Annotated in this window: 14 protein-coding genes; 5 read left to right on the top strand and 9 right to left on the bottom strand. The window is 65.9% G+C overall.

Features of this window, described 5'->3' with window-relative positions; genetic code table 11:
- Positions 1 to 73 precede the first annotated feature (73 nt).
- Positions 74 to 2,773 carry a TIGR02302 family protein gene (locus CS1GBM3_RS13495; RefSeq protein WP_072395931.1) on the top strand — a complete coding sequence of 900 codons (2,700 nt, stop codon included), beginning with the start codon at positions 74 to 76 and terminating at the stop codon, positions 2,771 to 2,773.
- Positions 2,774 to 2,807: 34 nt separating this feature from the next.
- Here the strand turns inward: CS1GBM3_RS13495 and CS1GBM3_RS13500 are convergent, their stop codons facing one another.
- The 7 genes from CS1GBM3_RS13500 to argH form a co-directional block, all read right to left on the bottom strand.
- Positions 2,808 to 3,773, bottom strand: a complete 966-nt coding sequence (locus CS1GBM3_RS13500; RefSeq protein ID WP_072395932.1) for a hypothetical protein — start codon at positions 3,771 to 3,773, stop codon at positions 2,808 to 2,810.
- Between the two features lie 108 nt (positions 3,774 to 3,881).
- Positions 3,882 to 4,952, bottom strand: coding sequence for an extracellular catalytic domain type 2 short-chain-length polyhydroxyalkanoate depolymerase (locus CS1GBM3_RS13505; protein ID WP_072395933.1), 1,071 nt, complete (start codon positions 4,950 to 4,952; stop codon positions 3,882 to 3,884).
- Between the two features lie 93 nt (positions 4,953 to 5,045).
- Positions 5,046 to 7,232, bottom strand: a complete 2,187-nt coding sequence (gene pbpC, locus CS1GBM3_RS13510; RefSeq protein ID WP_072395935.1) for a penicillin-binding protein 1C — start codon at positions 7,230 to 7,232, stop codon at positions 5,046 to 5,048.
- Positions 7,233 to 7,240: 8 nt separating this feature from the next.
- Entirely contained in the window at positions 7,241 to 12,556 is a 5,316-nt protein-coding gene (locus CS1GBM3_RS13515; protein WP_072395937.1) for an alpha-2-macroglobulin family protein, read from the bottom strand.
- Positions 12,557 to 12,751: 195 nt separating this feature from the next.
- Positions 12,752 to 14,026, bottom strand: coding sequence for a diaminopimelate decarboxylase (lysA, locus tag CS1GBM3_RS13520; RefSeq protein WP_072397500.1), 1,275 nt, complete (start codon positions 14,024 to 14,026; stop codon positions 12,752 to 12,754).
- A 139-nt stretch (positions 14,027 to 14,165) separates the two neighbouring features.
- Positions 14,166 to 14,366 (bottom strand): LPS translocon maturation chaperone LptM, encoded by a 201-nt coding sequence (locus tag CS1GBM3_RS13525; protein ID WP_139247917.1) that lies wholly within the window; start codon positions 14,364 to 14,366, stop codon positions 14,166 to 14,168.
- Positions 14,367 to 14,425: 59 nt separating this feature from the next.
- A complete protein-coding gene (argH, locus tag CS1GBM3_RS13530; RefSeq protein WP_072397501.1) occupies positions 14,426 to 15,811 on the bottom strand; it encodes an argininosuccinate lyase in 1,386 nt (461 codons plus the stop codon).
- 117 nt (positions 15,812 to 15,928) lie between these two features.
- Here argH and CS1GBM3_RS13535 point away from each other — a divergent pair, with 117 nt between their 5' ends.
- On the top strand, positions 15,929 to 16,594 hold the full coding sequence (locus tag CS1GBM3_RS13535) for a TlpA family protein disulfide reductase (protein WP_072395941.1): 666 nt from the start codon (positions 15,929 to 15,931) through the stop codon (positions 16,592 to 16,594).
- A gap of 27 nt (positions 16,595 to 16,621) precedes the next feature.
- Here the strand turns inward: CS1GBM3_RS13535 and CS1GBM3_RS13540 are convergent, their stop codons facing one another.
- Positions 16,622 to 17,122, bottom strand: coding sequence for a hypothetical protein (locus CS1GBM3_RS13540; RefSeq protein WP_072395943.1), 501 nt, complete (start codon positions 17,120 to 17,122; stop codon positions 16,622 to 16,624).
- Between the two features lie 208 nt (positions 17,123 to 17,330).
- On the opposite strand from CS1GBM3_RS13540, the gene dapD reads away from it, so the two are divergent.
- Together dapD and dapE are read left to right on the top strand one after the other, a co-directional pair.
- A complete protein-coding gene (gene dapD / locus CS1GBM3_RS13545; protein WP_072395945.1) occupies positions 17,331 to 18,167 on the top strand; it encodes a 2,3,4,5-tetrahydropyridine-2,6-dicarboxylate N-succinyltransferase in 837 nt (278 codons plus the stop codon).
- A 23-nt stretch (positions 18,168 to 18,190) separates the two neighbouring features.
- The gene (gene dapE / locus CS1GBM3_RS13550; protein ID WP_072395947.1) at positions 18,191 to 19,363 is read left to right on the top strand and encodes a succinyl-diaminopimelate desuccinylase; all 1,173 of its coding nucleotides are present in this window, start codon (positions 18,191 to 18,193) and stop codon (positions 19,361 to 19,363) included.
- A gap of 130 nt (positions 19,364 to 19,493) precedes the next feature.
- Here the strand turns inward: dapE and CS1GBM3_RS13555 are convergent, their stop codons facing one another.
- Complete coding sequence (locus CS1GBM3_RS13555) at positions 19,494 to 20,267, bottom strand: SDR family oxidoreductase (protein ID WP_072395949.1); 774 nt, start codon at positions 20,265 to 20,267, stop codon at positions 19,494 to 19,496.
- 157 nt (positions 20,268 to 20,424) lie between these two features.
- Between CS1GBM3_RS13555 and CS1GBM3_RS13560 the strand changes: the two genes are divergently transcribed.
- Positions 20,425 to 20,772 (top strand): ArsR/SmtB family transcription factor, encoded by a 348-nt coding sequence (locus CS1GBM3_RS13560; RefSeq protein ID WP_072395951.1) that lies wholly within the window; start codon positions 20,425 to 20,427, stop codon positions 20,770 to 20,772.
- Positions 20,773 to 20,783 lie beyond the last annotated feature (11 nt).

Here is a 20,783-nt window from a genome sequence, read left to right on the forward strand (position 1 = left end):
GGGGCCTCGCGCGCCCTGTGAACGTTAGCGGTTTGTAATGAACCGCCCAATGGGCCCGTGTTAGGTTTCTCGCATGGAGAACCATCAGGGACCGACGTCGGCAAACCGCGCCTTCGATCTCAAGATCTGGCGTGCGCGCTTGGCCGCCGTCTTCGAGCAGATCTGGCTGAAGATCTGGCTCGTGCTGGCGGTCGTCGCAGCCTTCCTGCTCGTGTCCTACACCGGGGTATGGCCGCATCTCCCGGTCGCGGTTCACCTCGCGCTGCTGACCCTGTTCGCGCTCGCCCTGCTGGCCGCATTGGTGTCGCTGGCGCGCGTCAAATGGCCGACCCGCGACGAGGCGATCCGGCGTATCGAGCGCGCGTCCGGCATTCCGCATCGCCCGGCCACCTCCTACGAGGACACGCTGAGCGCGTCCTCGTCCGACCCGGCCACCCGCGCCATCTGGCACGCGCACCGCGAGCGCATGGCCGCCCTGCTCGCAAAGCTGCAGGCCGGCAAGCCGCGGCCCCGCACCGACCGTTTCGATCCGTATGCCGTTCGCGCCGCGGCACTCCTGGGCGTCATTGGCCTTACCGCGCTTGTCGGTGACAGCATCGCCGATCGAATCCGCAGCGCCTTCGTCTTCGGCCCGTCCATCGCCGCCTCCGAGGCCCGCCTCGACGCTTGGCTGACCCCGCCCACCTATACGGGCCGGCCGCCGGTCATGCTGGCCGACGGAGCGGGCAGCGCGAAGCGCCCACCTGCCGACGGCGAAGTCGCAGCCCAAACACGTCCCCCGCAGGCGCCAACCAAGAGCCAGCTGATCGTGCGCGTCGGCGGCATGGGTTCGACACCGCTCGCGATCGAGGTCGAGCCGACTGTTCCGGCGGGCGAAACCGCCAAGGTCGAACGCATCGACGCCAAGCCGGAAAAGGACGTCGGCGACCTGCAGGAGGTCCGCTACGTGATGACGCGCTCGGCGACCGTGCGCGCACTCGCGGGCAGCACGGAACTCGCACGCTGGCAGATCGACATCATTCCGGACCAGTTGCCGCGCATCTCGCTGACGCGCCCGCCGGAGCTGACACCGCGCGGCTCGCTCAAGGTGACCTACAAGGTCGAGGACGACTATGGCGTCGCCTCCGCGGAAACGAAGCTGAAGCGACTACCGGATCCGCCCGCCGACCCCAAGAAGGCCTGGGCCGCACCCGAGAAGCCGAGCGGCCCGCGCCCGCCGCTGATGCGCCCGCCCAAGCTCGAGCTGCGCCTGCCGCGCCCGAACGCAACCGGCGCCGAGGCGCACACCTACTTCGACGTGGCCTCTCATCCCTGGGCGGGCCGCAAGGTCATCATGACACTCGAGGCGACGGACGTGGCCGGCCAGGTCGGTCGAAGCCCGGGCCTCGAGATGATCCTGCCCGAGCGCCAGTTCACGAAGCCGCTTGCCCGCGCGGTGGTGGAGCAGCGCAAGAAGCTGCTCGAGGATACACGCTATGGACCGAGGGTCGTGTTCGCCCTCGACGCGCTGACGCTGGAGCCGGATGGCTTCATCGACGACCCGCGGATCTACCTCGGCCTGCGCACGGCGCGTCACCGGTTGATGAACGACCGCACGCGCGCCGGCATGAAGAGCGTCATCGATCAGTTGTGGCAGATCGCGCTGCGCATCGAGGACGGCAGCCTGTCGGATGCCGAACGCGCGCTGAAGGACGCGCAGGACAAGCTTGCCAAGGCACTGGAGGACGGCGCCTCCGAGGAAGAGATCAAGCAGCTCATGCAAGAGCTGCGGCAAGCGATGAACGAGTTCCTGAAGCAGCTCGCGCAGGAGAACCAGGGCGGCGAGCCACAGGAGGGCCAGAACCCCGATCAGCAGATGCTGGCGCAGGAAGACCTCGAGCGCATGATGCGCAACCTCGAGGACATGGCCCGCAGCGGTGCGCGCGAGCAGGCCCAGCAGTTGCTTTCCGAAATGCAGGATCTCATGGAGCGCCTCCAGTCTGGCCAGCAGGACCAGGCCCAGGCTCAGCGCAACCAAGAGATGATGAAAATGATGGAAGAGCTGGGCAACATGGTCGGAGACCAGCAGCAGCTCATGGACGACACCTTCGGCGAGCGCCGCCAGGATGGCCAGCAGCAGGGCAATCAAGGCCAACAGCGTCCGCCACCCGGCATGAAGGGCATGGGCGGCGACGGCCAGCAAGGTGATGTCGGCGCTCCTCCGGGCCAATCCGATCAGGCGCAACGCGGCCGTGGCCAGCGCGGACAGCAGGGTGGCGAAGGTCAGCAAGGTCAAGGCAGCCAGTTCGGCCAGGGTGACCGGCAAGGCGGCCTCGAGGAGCTGACGCGGCGCCAGAAGGAACTGCGCGACCGGCTCGGTCGCCTGCAACAGGAAATGCGCGAAAAAGGCGGCAGCCCCAGCCAACAGCTCGGCGACGCCGAAAGCGCCATGCAGAGCGCTGGGGATGCTCTTGAGCGCGGTGACCTCGCCGAAGCGACGGAGCAGCAGGGCCGCGCCCTCGACCAGATGCGCCAGGGCGCCCAGAGCATGGCGCAGGAGATGATGCGCAACATGCCGCAACGCTATGGTCAGTCCGGCGATACGCCGCGCGATCCCCTCGGTCGTCCGCAGCGTTCGCAGGGTCCCGACCTCGGCACCTCCGTCAAAGTTCCCGATCAGATCGACGTACAGCGTGCCCGCGAGATTCTGGAAGAGCTGCGCCGCCGCCTTGGTGACGCACAGCGCGCACCCGTCGAGCTCGATTATCTCGAGCGCCTCCTGCGCCGCTTCTGACGCGTGCCCTAGCTAGCGGACGTGCTTTGCGGACTTACGGCGCAGCCGCGGCCGGCGCCGTCCGCACACCGAGACCGAAGATCCCTTGATGGCTGACGTATGACGTCGTCAATCTCCCGCCCGGCGGCTCTGTTCCGGACAACCAGTCGCGGAACTGATTCCAAAGATCGATCGGCAGCAAGGTGCCTTCCCGCTCGGAGAGCGGCATCTCGTAGGGTGCGTACGTGAATTTATACTCGAGGAAGTATGACATGCGCGCCGTGCGCAGTTCGATGCCGAACAGGGCCTGCCCGACGAACCCGGCAACCTGATACTCGTACGTGCGGCTGTCCGCCTTCGTGAGCCGCACCTCCGAGTGCGGCAGCGAAACGCCGGCCCCGAGCCCGACGTAGGGCTGCAACCGCACGCTGAAACGCGGCAGGCGGAACAGCCCGTTCAGCGTCAGCATGTTGTGACCGTGGCTGGCCTCGAGCTTGCTGAAGATGTCGCGCAACACCGCGCGCTCAGGCGCCGGCGCGCCATCCAGCGTGCCGTTGAACGTGACGTCCTCGTTGAGGCGCGCGAGCGCCTTCGAATGCGTGAAGTCGAGCATGGTGCCGAGAGGGCCGTTGCCGAAGCCGACGATGCGCGCGCCGTAGTAGATCGGGTTCACGAAAGGCTTGCCGTCCCATGCCACGTCGTGCGCCGTGAAATCGTGTACGCCCGGCTTAATGACAGTGACGTCGCTCGGATACGTGTAGGGCACGCCGCTATAGCCCGCGAACATCAGCTCGCGTCCCGGCGACGCAAGCGCCGGCCGTGCCGAACCCTGTGCCTGTGCAGCGGCGCCATCCGTTGGCGAGCCTTCGGTTGTCTGCTCGGTGACAATCGGTATCGCGAAAGCAACCATGGCCGCCATGGCGAGCAGCGCGGAGAACGTCTCCAACGCTGTGCCCCGCACCCGTGACGGCGTCCCGCGTGAAAGCTCGGACGTCCAGACGCTGCCCGCGAATGCTCGCATGTTTGGTTCCCCGTCTCCCCCGGCTCGGTTTCCCGCCCGCCTTTTCCCGCGTTGTCGGCTTGACGTAGCGGATCGCGACCTACACCTCAACCACGTCCGTCTGACGCATCACAGACGCGGCTTCGCAAGCCGCTCCAGCATAGCGTAGACGATCTGGATCTGCGGCGCGTCGCGCGTGAGGTAGTCCTGCCCTGTATACCCCCACCAATCCCAGCATCCTTGCGGATTGACGGGCGACGATGCCGCCTCGGGATAGAGAATGATCAGGGCGTTGGAATCGGCCCAGTTGGCATAGCCGGACTCGCGAATGAAGGCGTTTCCGGCAGCGGTACGGTTCTGCGTGCAGCCGTGATAGGCGATGTGGATTCGACACCTTGTATCTTTTGCGCAGGCCGGCGGCACGTAGACGACGCCACGCTTTTCCATGCCGTGGTTGTCGTGGCCGAAAAGAAACGGCTGCTGATCGAACTCGATAAAAGAACCAGCCGGCGCAGCCGTGCGCGGCGCGAGCTGCCCATAGATACGCCTCAACACCTCGCCCGCTTGATCGTAATCACAATCGACGACGAACGGCTTGGCGGTAGCGTCGCACGCCAGACCTTGGCTGTCGGTCACGAACGCGTGCCCGGCCGGCAGATCCGTGACATAGGTCAAGTTCTGATCCGGCACTCCGACCCGCTTGTAGTATTCGTAGGCAGCCTCGACGATAGCGGGCACCACCGTGCGATCATTGGAGCCGGAGAAAAGATAAACCCGATCGCTGCGCAGGCTGTCCAAAGGATCGATTCGTCCTGCTTCCGCGAGCTTGCGCGTTTTCTCGGCAAGGAGATCCACGTCCGGCACGCCCCAGAGGGCGAGCGCATTCAGCATGCAGCCGTTGATCGCCTTCGAGAGATTGAGGAACGCCACGCCAGGCCCCGACATCATGTCGGCGAACGCGCTTTCGGCGCACCCATACGGCCCGCCAGCAATGATCGCGGCACCGGCGACGATCTTGGAATGCGCGATCTGGAACTGCCCGGCCATATAGGCGCCTGATGAAATGCCGGAGACCGAGGTCTGCGACATGTCGGCGGCAAGCTGCGGAAGCTCGGCAGCAGCCTCCTCTGCCGTTGCAGGAGAGAAAGCCGGAAGGGCGATGATGATCGAAAGGGAAAGAGCCGCCAGCGCCGCACGCATCAAGTGTCACCATTCATCGCCAAGCAGCCGCCGACGTCGCGAGTTTAGCGTCTTTGATCCCGCCTTGCCAATGGCGGCAACGTGTCTACTGGCTTACCGCAGGCGAACGGTGACGCGATCGACACGCCCCTTTGCATCGATGACGGTGAGCTTGGCGAAACCGCGCCCGTCCGGCTGCCATTCCACCTCGCGACGGAGCGGATCGGACGTCATCGGGCTGCCATCGATCAACCAGGTCAGCGGCAGCAATCCGCCCTCGGCCTTGATGATCAACGGCTCGTCTTCCCGCTCTGCCACGTCGAGCTCCGCGCGATCCGGCGGGAATGCGATCAGCACCGGAGGCTCGAGGAACGGCCCTTGTGCAATCCCCTCGTCGCCGGTTTCGCGAAACCGCTTCAGCGGCGGCGGCAGTGAGGCAACGCTGGCCTTGATCACACCCGAGGGCGCGGACGGAAACGGCGTCGGCCGCTCCGCGACACGCTTCATGGCATCGAAAAGGATCGGCGCCGCGTTGAGACGGCCCATCAGGCCCGGCGTCGAGGCCGCATCAGGCCGGCCAACCCAGACGGCGACCACATAGCGCCCGTCATAGCCGACCGCCCACGCGTCGCGGTATCCGTACGAGGTTCCCGTCTTGTAGGCGATCCGGCCGCCGCGCGCGTTCGGCGGGGGCGGCGCGTCTTTGAGAATGTCAGTCACGTACCAGGCGGACACCGGCGACAGCAGGCGGCGGCGCGCCGTCGTATCCGCCTTCACACCCGCATTCTCCTTGTGCCACGTGAGCGGGATCGGCACGCCCCCGCGCGCGAGCCCCGTATAGAGCGTCGCAAGATCCTTGAGCGTCATGCCGACACCGCCAAGCGCGATCGCGAGCGACGGCTTGGCGTTGGCCGGCAACTGCGGCGCAATGCCGGCGCGCCGCAGGCGGCCCATCAAACGACCAGGCCCCACCGCCGCTAGCACTTTGACCGCCGGCACGTTCAGCGAATTACCGAGCGCCTCGCGGATCGAAACGGTGCCATAGAACGCTTCGTCGAAGTTCTCCGGTGTGTAGGTGCCGAAGCGCGTGCGCCGATCCTCGATCAGCGTCTCGGGATGCGCCACGCCCTGCTCGAATGCGAGGCCATAGATGAACGGCTTGAGCGTCGAGCCGGGCGATCGGATGGCATCCGTCATGTCGATGGCACCTTGCCGGTCACCGTCGAGGTAGCCTGCGGAGCCGACGTGCGCCAGCACCTCACCCGTCGCATGCTCGACCACCAGCACGGCCGCCGAAAGCTTCGGCCCCATGAGCTTCGTCTGCTCGGCGGCAAGCTTTTCGAGCGCGGCCTGGATGTCGCGATCGAGCGTCAGCCTGTGCACGCTGCGCGCGGGATGCGTTGCGACTTCGGATTCGGATAGATGCGGAGAGAGCCTTAAGACCTGCAGCCGCTGGTTCGGCACCCGCTCGCCTTTCGCGCGCTCCGCCTCCGCCTTAGGAAGCACGCCCGCTTCGACGGCGCGATCGAGTACGCGATCACGCGCCTTGCGCGCCGCCTCGCTATACCGATCCGGCCTGCGCCGCTCAGGCGACTGCGGCAATGCCACCAGAAGCGCCGCCTCGCCCGCCGACAGATGACGCGGCTCCTTGCCGAAATAGGCGAGCGACGCCGCACGCACCCCCTCGATGTTACCGCCAAACGGCGCCATGCGGAGGTAAATGCGCAGGATCTCGTCCTTCTCGAGCTGCTCCTCGAGTTGCAGCGCACGCGCCATCTGACGCAGCTTTCCGCCGCCTGTGCGCTCATGCTTGCCGTCGAGCAGCCGCGCCACCTGCATGGTCAGCGTCGACCCACCCGAGAGAATCCGACCGTGGCGCGCGAGCAGAAAGCCCGCGCGCGCAACCGCATAGAGATCGACGCCGCCGTGCTCGTAGAAACGCCTGTCCTCGTACGCCATGAGCATGGCGAGATAGCGCGGATCGACCTCGCCCACCTCGACTGGCATCCGCCAGCGACCATCCTTGGTCGTGAAGGCACGCAGCAGGCGATTGTTGCGGTCGAGCACTGTGACCGACATCGCCTCCGCCGCCTCGAACGGCACCGGTCCGATGCTGCGTTTGATGACCTCGAGAGTGACGCCGGAGGCGGCGACCACGAAGGTCACCGCCGCAAGCGTGTAAGCGGCGAGCCGCAGGGGGCGCGGGAGTGAATGTCTCCATCGCGATGCGCGATCCGGTGGGGGGGAGACCGCCTCCTCTGCGGCACGCCGTTTGCTGAGGAACGAAAAGGGATGTGACATATCCGTTCCTAATTCGTGGGCGTTACGACAAGCGTGCCCGCGCCGGAGCGTGCGTGACGCTCAGGCCGGTACATGTCCTCGACCGTTGCGGCCGGATGGACGAAGGTGCCCGGAGTCACCGCGCGCACGACATACGCAACGGTCGCAGAAGCCGCCGCGGTGGCGTTCCCGACATCAGCGGCGTTTCCGTCTTCCGTCGCAGCCTCGTCATTGCCACCCTCGTCGCCGCCGAGCGTGTGCGAGCGAGCCCGGCCCCAGAGATTGAACGCGGCAACGAAGCGGTCATCACGGAACTCCGTATGCTCGGGGCGCAGCGTCGTCCGCAGCCAGTCGAGGCTCTTGATGTCGCCCGAGTCCACGAGACGCGGGTTCTCGATCTCAAGCCCTGCCGGCAGCCGGTCGACGAGCAGCACGCGGCCGGCCGCTTCGTCGCTCTCGATCGTAAGCACGGCAACCAGACGTTCGTTCTGCGCGAGCTCGCTCTTGCCGCCTTCGGCACTTGCGAGATCGATCTCCTTGCCGTCGAGCGTATAGTAGGCGCGCTTGACGGTGAAGCCTTTCGACACCGACGGCTCCGGCGTCAGCGAAGCGCCGATCACCGTCACGACAGCGTCCGTCTCCGTCTCGCCGTCGTTGGCAATCGTAACACCCGTTTCGAGCTGCTCGGCCGACAGCGCGCGGGTTAGCGACCCGTCAACCGGCGCGCCGTCGACGATAAGACGCGTCGCCTTCGTCTGCTCACCGAGCGCGTGCGCGGCCAGCAACATCCACGCCTGCTCCTGCGTAGAGGTGTAGGAGCGCGCAAGGTAGGCCTTCGCCACCACCTCGACGAGGCGCGGCGTCTCGTTGCGTACGATGCCGGTTTCCGAGGCCAGCGTGACCAGCGCAGCTCCGTCGCGGATGTCCGAGCCATAGTCCGAACGCGCAAGCTTGAGCTTGTCTTGATCGCCGAACGCATCGAGCGCGGCCCGGAACGCCGACTCGGCCCGCTCCTTATCGCCGACCATCGCCAGCGCCGCACCGAGCTGCGCCTTGGCGAGCGGCGTCGAGAAGCGGTCGAGGCGCGTGTCGGCGTAATAGCGCAGCTCTCCGATCGGCGCGCGGCCGTTGCGGGCGAGCACGTAGAGCGCGTAAGCCCGATCCTCGCCGCCTTCCTTGAAGTCCTCGCCGTTGAGGGCGAAGTTCTGCAACCGGTCGAGCGCCTGCGTGAACGGGATCTGGCGCACGTCGTAGCCGGACTCGCGAGCACGCGACAGGAAGTCCGTGACATAGCTCGTGAGCCAGAGATCGCCGCTGCCGGGACCCCAGCTCCCGAACGCACCGGACGCATCCTGCATCTCGAGCACGCGGGCAACGGCGCCCTGCACCCGCTCCTTAAGCTCCTTGTCCGCGCCGATGCCGATGCGCGCAGCCACGGCGTTAGCGTAGAGCAGCGGCAGCGCCCGCGACACCGTCTGCTCCGCGCAACCGTACGGATAGCGATCGAGGGCAGTGAGCAAACCCGGCATATCGAGCCGCGCCGCCGGACCAACCGAGAGGTTGACGCGCGTGCGGTTACCGATCAGCCCGGCGAGCAGATCCTTCGACAGCGTGAGCTTGCCGCCGTGCGGTGCCAGCTTGGCAACCGTCGTTCGCTTGATGTCGCCGGCCGGCGGCTTCACGTCGAACGTCAGCCGGCGCGAGAAGAAGAGACCATCCGGCCCGGTGACAGACACGTCATAAGTGAACGTGCCGACGTCGCTGGGTTTGAGATTGACCCGCTCCGACTTGCGCTCGCCAGCCTTGAGGTCGACGGCCTTCTCTGGGAGTGGCGCGCTGCCGCCAATAACGTCGATGAGCTTGGCTGTGTACGAGCCGGCCGGACCGTCGACATTGTGCAGCGAAAGATCGACGCGAGCTTCGTCGCCGAGCGTCAGGAAGCGCGGCGCCGAAGCCGTGAGCGCGACCGCATCGCGCACGATGACGTCACGCGTCCCGTGCCCGACCTTGGTCTTGCTCCAAGCAACTGCCATCACGCGCACCGTGCCGTTGAAGCTCGGCAGCGTGAAGCTGACATTGGCCGTGCCATCCGCACCGACCGTCACGATGCCGGAGTAGTACGAGACGGTTTCCTCGACGGGCGGATTGCCTTGCATTCCGGCCCCGTCCATGCCGTCACCGCCAGAGCGCAACTTGCCGCGCTCAGCCCTCATGCCGTCGATCAAGCGGCCGTAGAAATCACGCAGATCGAGCGCGAGCTTCTGCTGCGCGTAGAAGTGCGCTTCCGGTGCCGGAACCTGATAACGTGTGAGGTTCAGGATGCCGACATCGACAGCCGCGATGGTGACGCGCGCCTCCTCGCCGGGCTCGAGACCTTCGACCTTCACCGGGATTGCAAGCTCGGACGCACCCTTGACCTTCTCTTCCGTCGCGAGCGCAACCTTGAGCGTGCGCTTCGCCTGATCGACGCCGATCCACCGCACACCGATGGCGCGGCTCGGCATGCGCTTCGCCGCCTCGTCCATCGGACGATAGAGCAGCGCCGTGGCATAGGCGCCGGCGCCCCAGTCGTCACCGACCTTGATCTCGACGTCGCCGCCGCCCTTCGGCAGCTCGATCTCCTGCGAAGTGAGGAGTCCGCGGCCGAGCACGGTCACGAGCGCCTTGCCGCCCTGCTTCGCGGCGATACGCAGCTTCGCCGTCTCGCCGGGCTGGTAGGTCGCCTTGTCAAGCGCAACGTCGAGCATCTCGGGGCTGTCGGCCGTCTCATCCGCCGTATACCAGCCGGCGTTGAAGACGACGCTCGACAGCGTGCCCCCCGTTTCCGCCGAACTGACCTCGAGCCGATAGCGGCCGTAATCGACATTGGCCGAGACCGAAGCCGGACCACCGACCGTGGCGTCCACCGCGCCGTTGGCAACCTTGCGTGTGATCGTCTGGCTCTCATAGGTCCAGGCGCCGTCGCGGCGATACCACTGCCACGACGTGTCGAGCCGCACGAGATTCCAGTCGAGACGCGCAGCAGACGGCTTGCCGTCTGCGTCTAGCAGCACGACATCGAACCGCGCCTGCTCGCCCTCGCCGAGCGCCGACGTGTTGAAGAGCGGCTTGATACCGATGCGCGGCGCATCGAGGCTGACCGGCAGTACGAGCGACCGCTCGATGCTGCGCCCGCCTGCTTCACGCAGACGCACGATAACGTTCGCTTCCAGCGGCTTCGCCGTCTTCGTCACCGCTGGCAGCGTCACAGCAAGCGCGGCTTTGCCCGCGTCGTCGGTCTGCGGCAGGTTTTCGAGTGGCTGGCGCACGGGGCTGACCGTCTCGTCCGCTTCACCGAAGCGATAGCCCTCATAACCTTCGAGATCCTTGGTCGAAGGCCGCACGACGATGTCGCCTTCAAGCGCCATGTCGGCTGCCGGCGGCCCGTACAGGAAGCGCCCCGCGACATCGATCGTCTTCGTCTCGTCAGGCGCCAGGCGACCGGCGCCATCGGTCAGCGTGAGATCGAGCCGCTCAGGCACGAAATCTTCAACGAGGAACGACACCTGCGTGATAGCGTCTGCCTTCGGATCGGCATGCAGCCGCGCGCGCCACGTTCCGGTCATCACACCGCCGCCGAGTGGCAGGCGCAGCGTGCGTCCGCCGATCTCACTGTCGGTCAGCGTATAGCGTCCATGCTCGACGCCGTCGGGACGCGTGACGATCAGCGTGACCGGAAGCGTCGCGGCCGCGCCCGTCGCATCGCGCACGAGCGCCGTGACATTGACTTCTTCGCCGGGGCGGTAGACGCCACGCTCGGTGAAGACGAAGCCGTCGAGCGGCCCCGGCGCATCGCGGCCTTTGACGCCTCGGTCCGAGAGATCGAACGCGTTGGTCGTGAGATCGAGGAAGGCGTATTCACCTGCGCCGTTCTCGGCGACAAGGATTGCAGGCGCATTGCCGCCTTCACCCTTCGACTGACCCGGCTCGAAGCGCACATAGCCGTTCTTGTCCGACTTGCCGGTCGCAAGAATCTCGTTGTTGCGCGCGACGAGACGCACATTGGCATCCGCGATCGGCTCCGCGCCGGCAAGCGAGCGTACGAACGCGTGCACGCCGTCCTCACCGGAAAAGGCCGTCAGCCCGAGATCGGAGACGATGAACCACTGGGTGGCCTGCTCGCGCCACGTATCGGCGTTCGCTTGATCGGCCGGACGCGCGATCATCGCATAGGCGCCGGGCTTCAATTCGCCGATCGATTCGCTGACCGGAAACGCAACCGTCACCTCGGCATTGAGCTTGCTCGCAACGTCGAGCGTACCCGTGTAAACGAGGCTGCCCGAGCGGCTCTTCAGCTCCTCGAGCTGATGGCCGTAAAGCTGGCGGTCGAGATCACCGTTGCCGAGTGCATTCGCGAGGCTACGGTCACCGATGCGGTAGACCTCGATCTCGACGCTGTTCGTGTTGACGGCAACGAGCGGAATGCCGTTCTGCCCGCGCGTCGGCAGCACGTAGCTCTTGCCGGTGAAATGCACCATCGGCTTGCGGTCAGGAACGTAGACGGCGAGCGTCACCGCCTTCGCAAGCGGCTCGTTCACGTCGGACGGCAAGCCGGCGCGCACATGGATCTCGTAGCGCTGACCGTGCTCAACACCATCGACGCAGAGTTGGCTGCCTTCAGCTGAGACCGACTGCGGATCGCGGCCGTTGACAGAGACGAACTTCGCGAAATCGACCTGCCCGCGCGAGAGGTTCTCCGAGAACTGCACGCACACGCGCGGCGACGCCGCGTCGCCGTCCGTCGAATAATCCGTCATGCGGAACCCGCGCTCGGCGCGCAGCTTCTCGTACGCATCGCGCACATTGGCGTCGTCCACGAGCGCCAGGCTTGCCTTGAGCGCGTCGATCGCAGGCCGCCAGTAGGAGCGCCGCCCCATCGCCTCGCCGAGCACCGCGAGCGCACGCGCCTTGACCATCGTATCCCGCGCCAGCAGATAGCCGCGGTAGGCCGCGCCCGACGCATTGACCGCAAGATCGTACGACTCTGACTTGTTCGGATTAGGCGTGATGGCGAGTAGCGCCTTGGCGAGGCCGATCCAGTTCTCCGGGCTCTTGGCGTCGGTCGCGACAGCAATGGCGAAGCTGCGCGAAGCCGCACGCGGATCGGGCCCGAGCTGCTTCTCGGCAGCCTGGCGTACATCCGCCGCCTTGCGCCCATCCGGCCGCCAGGTGTCGCGGATATAGGTCTCGTAGCGTTCGGCGTCCTTGGCGACGCCCTTGTGCACGAACGGGCGCTCCTGGGCGCCGGCGATACTGAATCCTGCAAGGAGGAAAAGACCGATAAGCAAAGGTCTGAGGGCGCGCATCTGGGATCATCCTGTGATCTGGACAACGGATTGGGGGGGATGCCAAATCTCGTTGCCGCACAGTACCATCGGGGGTACCGGCAGCATCAGCCCATCAGACCTGAATGATCAAACGTTGGCGGCAATCGCCAATTTACCGCCAAGTTCCGCTCGATGCCGGGATTGCCCTCCCGGGACCCTAACTCCGCGCTGGCGTTAGGCTTTCGAGAGCCACCGCGGCAGCCGGTCGAGCCCGATCAGCTCGTCGTAGGATGGCCGCGGCCGCACCACGCCATACTCAGCCCCGCACACCAGAATCTCGGGCACCAGAAGCCGCGTGTTGTAGGTCGAGGACATCACCGCACCGTAAGCGCCGGCCGTCATCACCGCGATCAGGTCGTCCGGCTCGAACGCCGGTAGTTCGCGGTCGGTCGCGAGATAGTCGCCCGTCTCGCAGACAGGGCCCACGATGTCCTGCAGCGATTTTGGGGACGAGGCGCGCGCCGCCGCGACCGGCCACACCTCATGATAGGCCTCGTACAGCGTCGGCCTCAGGAGATCGTTCATCGCCGCGTCGACGATCGTGAAGCGCTTACCGGCGCCCGCCTTGGCATACAGCACGCGCGTCACCAGGATGCCCGCGTTGCCGACGATCATGCGCCCCGGCTCGAGGTAGATGCGCGCCTCGAGATCTCCGAGCAGGTCCTTGACCAGCCTCGCATAGGCATCGGGATGTGGCGGCAGATCGGCGTCGCCATGGTAGGGCACGCCGAGCCCGCCCCCGATATCGAGATGGTGGATCTCGTGCCCGTCGCGCCGAAGATCGAGCGCGAGGTCGCGCATCAGCCGGAACGCATCCCGAAACGGCGCCAGATCCGTGATCTGGCTGCCGATGTGCATATGGATGCCCGACACATCGAGACCCGGCAGCGCCCGCGCTGCCGTGTAGAGCCGCGGCGCATCGAGATACGGAACGCCGAACTTGTTCTCGCTTTTGCCGGTGGAGATCTTGGCGTGCGTCTTGGCATCGACGTCCGGATTGACGCGCAACGCCACCCGCGCCGTGACGCCGAGCCCGGCCGCGACGTCGGAGAGCGCGATCAGCTCCGGCTCACTTTCGACGTTGAAGCTGAAAATGCCCTCGCGCAGCGCATACGCCATCTCGTCGCGCGATTTGCCGACGCCCGCGAAGATGATCTTGTCGGCGGCCACGCCCGCAGCCCGTGCGCGCCGAAGCTCGCCTTCCGAGACCACGTCCATGCCCGCGCCGAGCCGCGCCATGGTCGCCAGCACGCCCTGGTTCGAGTTGGCCTTGACCGCAAAACAGATGACGGCGTCCTGCCCGGAGAACGCGTCGGCGAGCACGGTGTAATGCCGCTCGAGCGTCGCCGTCGAATAGCAATAGAACGGCGTGCCGACCTCGGCAGCGAGCCGCGGGAGACTGACGTCCTCGGCGTGAAGCACGCCGTCCTTGTAGGTGAAGTGATGCATAGGGGTGGGGCGTCCGAACCAGACCACGATCACCGCGGACCGAACCGGCCCGAAGCATGAACATTGGTCTCATCAAAAGGTGCGAACGCACCTATAGCCGCAGTCGCGCCCGCGCGCTGCGGAAAAACGCAAGAGAAAGCTAGCGAATAAGGCCGTCGAGGATCGAGCTCTTGTGCGGCTTGGGGGCGGCGCCCTCGGGGCGGCCCTCACCGGACTGAGCATCGGCGGTCGTCTGCTGCTTGGCCGCGGACGGCGCTTCGAGGCCGCCCTTCACGCCGCACCCCGCCAGCACGAATGCCAGCGCGGAGGCCGCCAGAGCAGCGCGAACAAAACGCGTCATATCGATCAAGTCCTTGAAGCCACGCCCTGCGCGACCGTTAACTGGAAATCCAGGCGATTTTAGCGCCCAGCCCGCTCCTTTTCCAAGCGCCGAGCCCAGGCCCGGGCCATTTTCGCGACGTTCTGTGGCGCAGTTCCCCCATAGCTACGGCGCGACTTGACGGAATTTTCCACCGAAAGCACGGAATAAACCCCGTTCGTGATCCGCGGCTCCACCTCCTGCATGACCTCCAGCGGCAGGTTTTCGAGGTCCAGCCCCCGGACCTCGGCTGCCTTGACGATGGAGCCGGTCACGTGGTGGGCGTCCCGGAACGGCATCTTGAGCTCCCGCACCAGCCAGTCGGCGAGGTCGGTCGCGGTCGAGTAGCCGCGTCCGGCAGCCGCCCGCATGACCTCCTTCTCCGGCTCGAGATCCCCCACCATCCCGGTCATGGCCGCAAGCGCAAGGCGGAGCGAGGCCAGCGCGTCGAACGCCGCTTCCTTATCCTCCTGCATGTCCTTGGAATAGGCGAGCGGCAGGCCCTTCATGACCGTGAGCAGGCTCTGAAAAGCGGCCGCGATGCGCCCGACCTTGGCGCGCACCAACTCCGCCGCATCCGGGTTGCGCTTTTGCGGCATGATCGACGAGCCGGTCGTGAACCGGTCCGAAAGCCGGATGAAGCCGAACTGCGGCGTCATCCAGATCACGATCTCCTCGGCGAAGCGCGACAGGTGCACGGCCGTGATGGCAGCCGCCGCCAATACCTCGAGCGCGAAATCCCGGTCCGAGACGCCGTCGAGCGAGTTGGCCATCGGACGGTCGAAGCCCAGCTCCTCGGCGGTCTTGTCGCGGTCGATCGGAAACGACGTGCCCGCCAGCGCCGCAGACCCGAGCGGGCACTCGTTGAGCCGCCGCCGCGCGTCGACGAACCGTCCGCGATCGCGCCCCAGCATTTCCACGTAAGCAAGCAGATGATGCCCGAACGTCACTGGTTGCGCCGGCTGCAAGTGCGTGAAGCCCGGCATGACGGTCGCCGCGTGCTCCTCGGCCTTGGCGACGAGGACCTCCTGCAGTCCGCCGATGGCCACGATCAGCGCATCGGCCGCATCGCGCACGAAAAGCCGGAAATCCGTCGCCACCTGGTCGTTGCGCGAGCGCGCCGTATGGAGCCGCCCCGCCGAAGCGCCGATCAAATCCTTGAGCCGGCTCTCGACGTTCATGTGCACGTCCTCGAGCTCGCGCGAGAACGTGAAGCTCCCGTCGGCGATCTCGGCCGCCACCTGATCCAGCCCGCGCAGGATCTCGCGCGTATCGCTCTTGGTGATGATGCCGGTCTCCCCGAGCATCGCCGCATGCGCCTTCGAACCGCGGATATCCTGCGGCGCCAACACCTTGTCGAAGGAGACAGAGGCATTTATCTCCTGCATGATCTCGGCGGGCGAGGCAGCAAAACGGCCGCCCCACATCTTGTTGGCTTTTTTCTCTGTCACGGAATGGGCCCTCCGCGAGACCCCTGGTGTGCTTCAGAAAAGTCGGAACCGATTTTCCGAAGAGCGATCTAAACCAAATATCGGATCAGGTTGATGAACGAAAACGGCAACGCGCCCGGCGCGCCCCGAAGAAGCACAGCGGCCGTCATCACCATGGCCGCGATTGCGGCTCTTGTCGGCTTTGCGGCGGTATACGGCACGCTTGGCCGGCCTGACAACACCAGCGTGCCCGAGACCTCGGCCGCCGCGCCGGAAAAGGGGGCGCCCGAAACCCGCCGCCGCGTGCCGGGCCTGCCGGCCTTCGTCTTCAAAACCGCACCCGAGACCCTTGCCGACGTCGCTTTCGTCGACGGCACCGGCGCTGAGCGCAAGCTGAGCGACTTCCGCGGCAAGATCGTCCTTCTTAACCTTTGGGCGACCTGGTGCGCCCCCTGCCGCGAGGAGATGCCCTCGCTGGACCGCCTGCAGCAAGAGCTGGGCTCGGACACCTTCGAGGTCGTGGCGCTGGCGGTGGACCGCACCGGCCCTGATGCGGCGAGGAAGTTCCTCGACAGCATCGGCGTCAAACAGCTGGCGCTCTACTCGGATACGACAACGCGAACCGGGTCCCAGCTCAAGGCCATCGGCATGCCGACGACGATCCTGATCGACGCCGAAGGCCGTGAGATCGGCCGCCTGCCCGGCCCCGCCGAATGGGACTCGGAGGATGCCAAACGGCTGATCCGCGAAACGATCGAAACCGCGGCCGCCTCCAACTGACGGCCGAAGGATCGGCCAGAAAACCTCTCAGAGAAATTGAGCGCTGAGCATCGCGAGCAGCGCCGCCGCCAACACGCCGGCGATCACGTTGCTGGTCTGCAGCCAGGCCGTAAGCCGTGCCTCGCGCGCGTCGGTCGCCGCGAGCGCGGCGAGCTTCCGATCCACATCGACGAGACTTTTGTACGTGATGCGTCCGAATTCGGCGCGCGGGCCTTCGACAGCGTCGAGGCGCGCCCGCAAATCCTTGACTAGGCGGAGCATCTCATCGACCTTGTAATCTCTTGAATTTCTGAGGCTTTCTGCAAGCGCCTGAAAGCGCTGCGCCTGCTGCGCGTGATCCAGGAGATCGCTGACCTGGCCTTTCAGCGCTTCTTCGCGCCGCTCAAGCCGCTCGAGCTTCGCCGTAAGCCGGTCGATCGCGACCGCAGTCTCGGCGACGAAGCCATCCCGCGCGTTCCAAGGACCCGTCGTGACGATGCCGCTGCCCGAGCTTCCCGCTCCGGCCCCTTGGCCCTGCGTTCTGCCCACGGGAGACCTCCATACGCATTACTGTTCGCCGGCTTGGCGCGACCCGAGACCAGACCCGAGCGCGGCCACCTACGTAAGATTAGACCGATCGCGTTAACGCCCGGTTTGCTTTGACACCCGAGGACGCACAAAACCGGCCGAATCATTGACAGTACCCCGCCGGGCGGCCATGAACGCCTGCCGAACAAGAACGCCCAGGGGACACCATATGAGCAACCTTCAAACCACCATCGAGCAGGCCTGGGAGACCCGCGACAGCGTCACCTCCGCCACCAAGGGCGAGGTTCGCGATGCCGTCGAAACCACCTTGAACCTCCTGGACAAGGGCGAGGCGCGCGTCGCCGAGAAGAAGAACGGCGAGTGGGTCGTCAATCAATGGCTGAAGAAGGCGGTGCTGCTGTCGTTCCGGCTGAACGACATGGGGTTGATCTCCGGCGGCCCCGGAGGCTCGTCCTACTGGGACAAGGTGGCGCCCAAGTTCGCCGGCTGGACCGAGGACGACTTCAAGAAGGGCGGCTTTCGCGTTCTGCCAGGCGCGTTCGTGCGCCACTCGGCCTACATCGCCCCGGGCGCCGTGCTGCTGCCCGCGTTCGTGAACCTCGGCGCCTATGTCGATAGCGGCACCATGGTCGACACCTGGGCCACCGTCGGCTCGTGTGCACAGATCGGCAAGAACTGCCATATCTCGGGCGGCGCCGGCATCGGCGGCGTGCTGGAGCCGCTGCAGGCCGGCCCGGTCATCATCGAGGACAACTGCTTCATCGGCGCCCGCGCCGAGGTGGCGGAAGGCGTGCTGGTCGGCGAAGGCTCGGTGCTCTCCATGGGCGTCTACCTCGGCGCCTCGACGACCATCATCGACCGTACGACTGGCGAGAAGCACTTCGGCCGCGTGCCGCCCTACTCGGTGGTGGTGTCGGGCTCGATGGCAGGCAGGCCGCTTCCCAATGGCGAGCCGGGGCCGAACCTCTACTGCGCCGTCATCGTGAAGCGCGTCGACGAGAAGACCCGCTCGAAGACCTCGATCAATGAGCTGCTGCGCGACTGAGCCGAGCGCATGAAGGCGATCCCATGGCCCTCGATCCGCGAGACCCCGTTGCACTGACGCAAGCGCTGATCCGCTGTGAAAGCGTAACGCCCGACGAGGGCGGCGCGCTCTCGCTGCTCGAGAGCGTGCTGAAGCCCGCGGGGTTCACGTGCCATCGCCTGACCTTCCGCGAGGCCGGAACGCCAGACGTGGAGAACCTATACGCACGCATCGGGAACACCGCCCCCCACCTTTCGTTCGCGGGCCACACGGACGTCGTTCCCGCAGGCGACATCGATGCCTGGACCGTGCCGCCGTTCTCGGGAGAGATACGCGACGGAAACCTGTTCGGCCGCGGCGCTGTCGACATGAAGGGTGGCGTGGCCTGCTTCGTCTCGGCTGCCCTGCGCCATCTCGCGGAAAACGGCGGCAAGCCGAAGGGCTCGATCTCGCTCCTGATCACCGGCGACGAGGAAGGCCCCTCGATCAACGGCACGGCCAAGCTGCTCGACTGGCTGAAGGCGGGCGGCGAAACGCTCGACGCCTGCATCGTCGGCGAGCCCTCGAATCCCGAGGCTCTGGGCGACGAGATCAAGATCGGCCGCCGCGGATCGGTAACGGCAGAGATCGTCGTGCACGGCCGCCAGGGCCACGCGGCTTACCCGCAGAAGGCCGACAACCCGATCCCGAAGCTCGTGCGCATTCTCGATCGGCTGTCGTCCACCGAGATCGACCTAGGCACCGAGCATTTCGAGCCGTCGAACTTGCAGGTAACGGTGCTCTCGGTGCCGAACCGTGCCAGTAACGTCATTCCGGCGGACGCGCGCGCTACGCTCAACATTCGCTACAACGACACCTGGCGCCGCCCGACAATCGAAGCCTGGGTGCGCGAGCAGTGCGCGGCCGCAGCCGCCACGATCGGCGCCAGCTACGACATCACGTTTGCCGGCACCGGCGATGTGTTCCTGACCAGCCCCGGTGTGCTCGTCGAAACGCTGAGCGCTGCCGTCGTTGCCGAGACCGGGCGCACACCGGCGCTCACGACAGGCGGCGGCACGTCGGACGCGCGCTTCATCAAGGACGTCTGCCCGGTCGTGGAATTCGGCCTCGTCAACAAGACGATCCACGCCGTCGACGAGCACGTTCCGCTCGACGATCTCGCGCGCCTGACCGCGATCTACCAGCGCTTCCTCGCCGTGTACTTCGCAACCAAGTAGACACCCGGCCCTTGCCGAGGTGACGGAACGTCGGGGTGGGGGAAAGGCAGCCGCCGTTGGGGGACAGGGAAGCCGGCGGCCGCAACGCTCCGTCACCCGGACAAGGGCCGGGCTGTTCGTCTTCTCGAAACTAGAACGTCAGCACCGACCCGCCAGATGCCTCGACGATCTGCCCCGTGACCCAGCGCCCGCTGGGGCCAGACAAGAAGCCAACAACGTCCGCGATATCTTCGGGCTTGCCGATCCGTTTCAGTGCCTGCTTGCTCTTTACGAATTCGGCGGCTGCCGGATCACGTGCAAATGCCGCTGCCATGTCCGTGTCGATCACGCCGGGCGCGACCGCGTTCACAGTTATCGAGCGTGGTCCGAGATCATGCGCGAGCAACTTCGTGAGATTGTCGATTGGCGCCTTGAGCGCCGAATAGGCTGCCGCGTCTGTTACAGGCGTGCGCACAACGCCGCTCGATATGTTGACGATGCGCCCGCCGTCTCGCAGCCGCTTTGTCGCCTCCTGCGTAGCAAGAAACACCGAGCGCACATTGACCGTGTAAATCTCATCGAGAACCTGCTCGGTGGTACTCGCAAAATCCGCGAACGGCGCAATCGCCGCATTGTTGACGAGGATATCGAACTGCGTCGAGCCCGTGCGCGCCCGAAGCCCAGTGTCGAGCGCCGCAAAAAGCTGCTTCACGCCATCCTTGGCGGCAAGGTCGGCTCCGACGGCGAACGCCGAACCCCCTTTCTCCGTGATGCCGGCGACGACGTCGTCGGCCGCGCCTTTGCTTCGTCCGTAATGGATAGCGACGAGCGCACCGTCACCGGCCAGACGCTCCGCAATTGCCCGGCCGATGCCGCGGCTCGCACCCGTAACCACTGCAATCTTACCTTCAAGGGGACGCACCATTGTGAATTCTCCATATCCCTCAGCCTGTTGACCCAACGCTGTGTCGCGGGGCGTAAAGCGTCGCGCCCCGGTCGAGACCTCAAATAGGGCTCCGATTCCGAAGTTCAAGACTATCGAACTATTGAATTAGAACAGCGTGGCTGCCATATCGGATGCTATGAAACGACCGTTCGTGCATCCGGTGACCGAGGATTTGAAGCTCGAGAGCGTGCTCTACGCGCTCGCCGATCCCGTGCGGCTTGAGATTGTGCGCCGCCTAGTCAACGGCGATTGCCCGCTCAACTGCTCATCGGCCGCACCCGCGCACCTCGCGAAGTCTACGCAGTCTCATCACTTTCAGATCTTGCGCGAGGCGGGCCTCATCTGCTCGGAGCGGCGTGGCACTGAGGTCGTGAACTCGTTGCGCTTGAACGAGATCGAGCAGAAATTTCCGGGCGTCGTCGGCGCCATCCTGGCCGCCGCCAAGCCGCTCAAGTGCCCGGACGAGGAACCGCGCAACGGCTGATCGCGGCCTGC

Source organism: Hyphomicrobium sp. CS1GBMeth3 (assembly GCF_900117455.1).
Classification (GTDB): domain Bacteria; phylum Pseudomonadota; class Alphaproteobacteria; order Rhizobiales; family Hyphomicrobiaceae; genus Hyphomicrobium_C.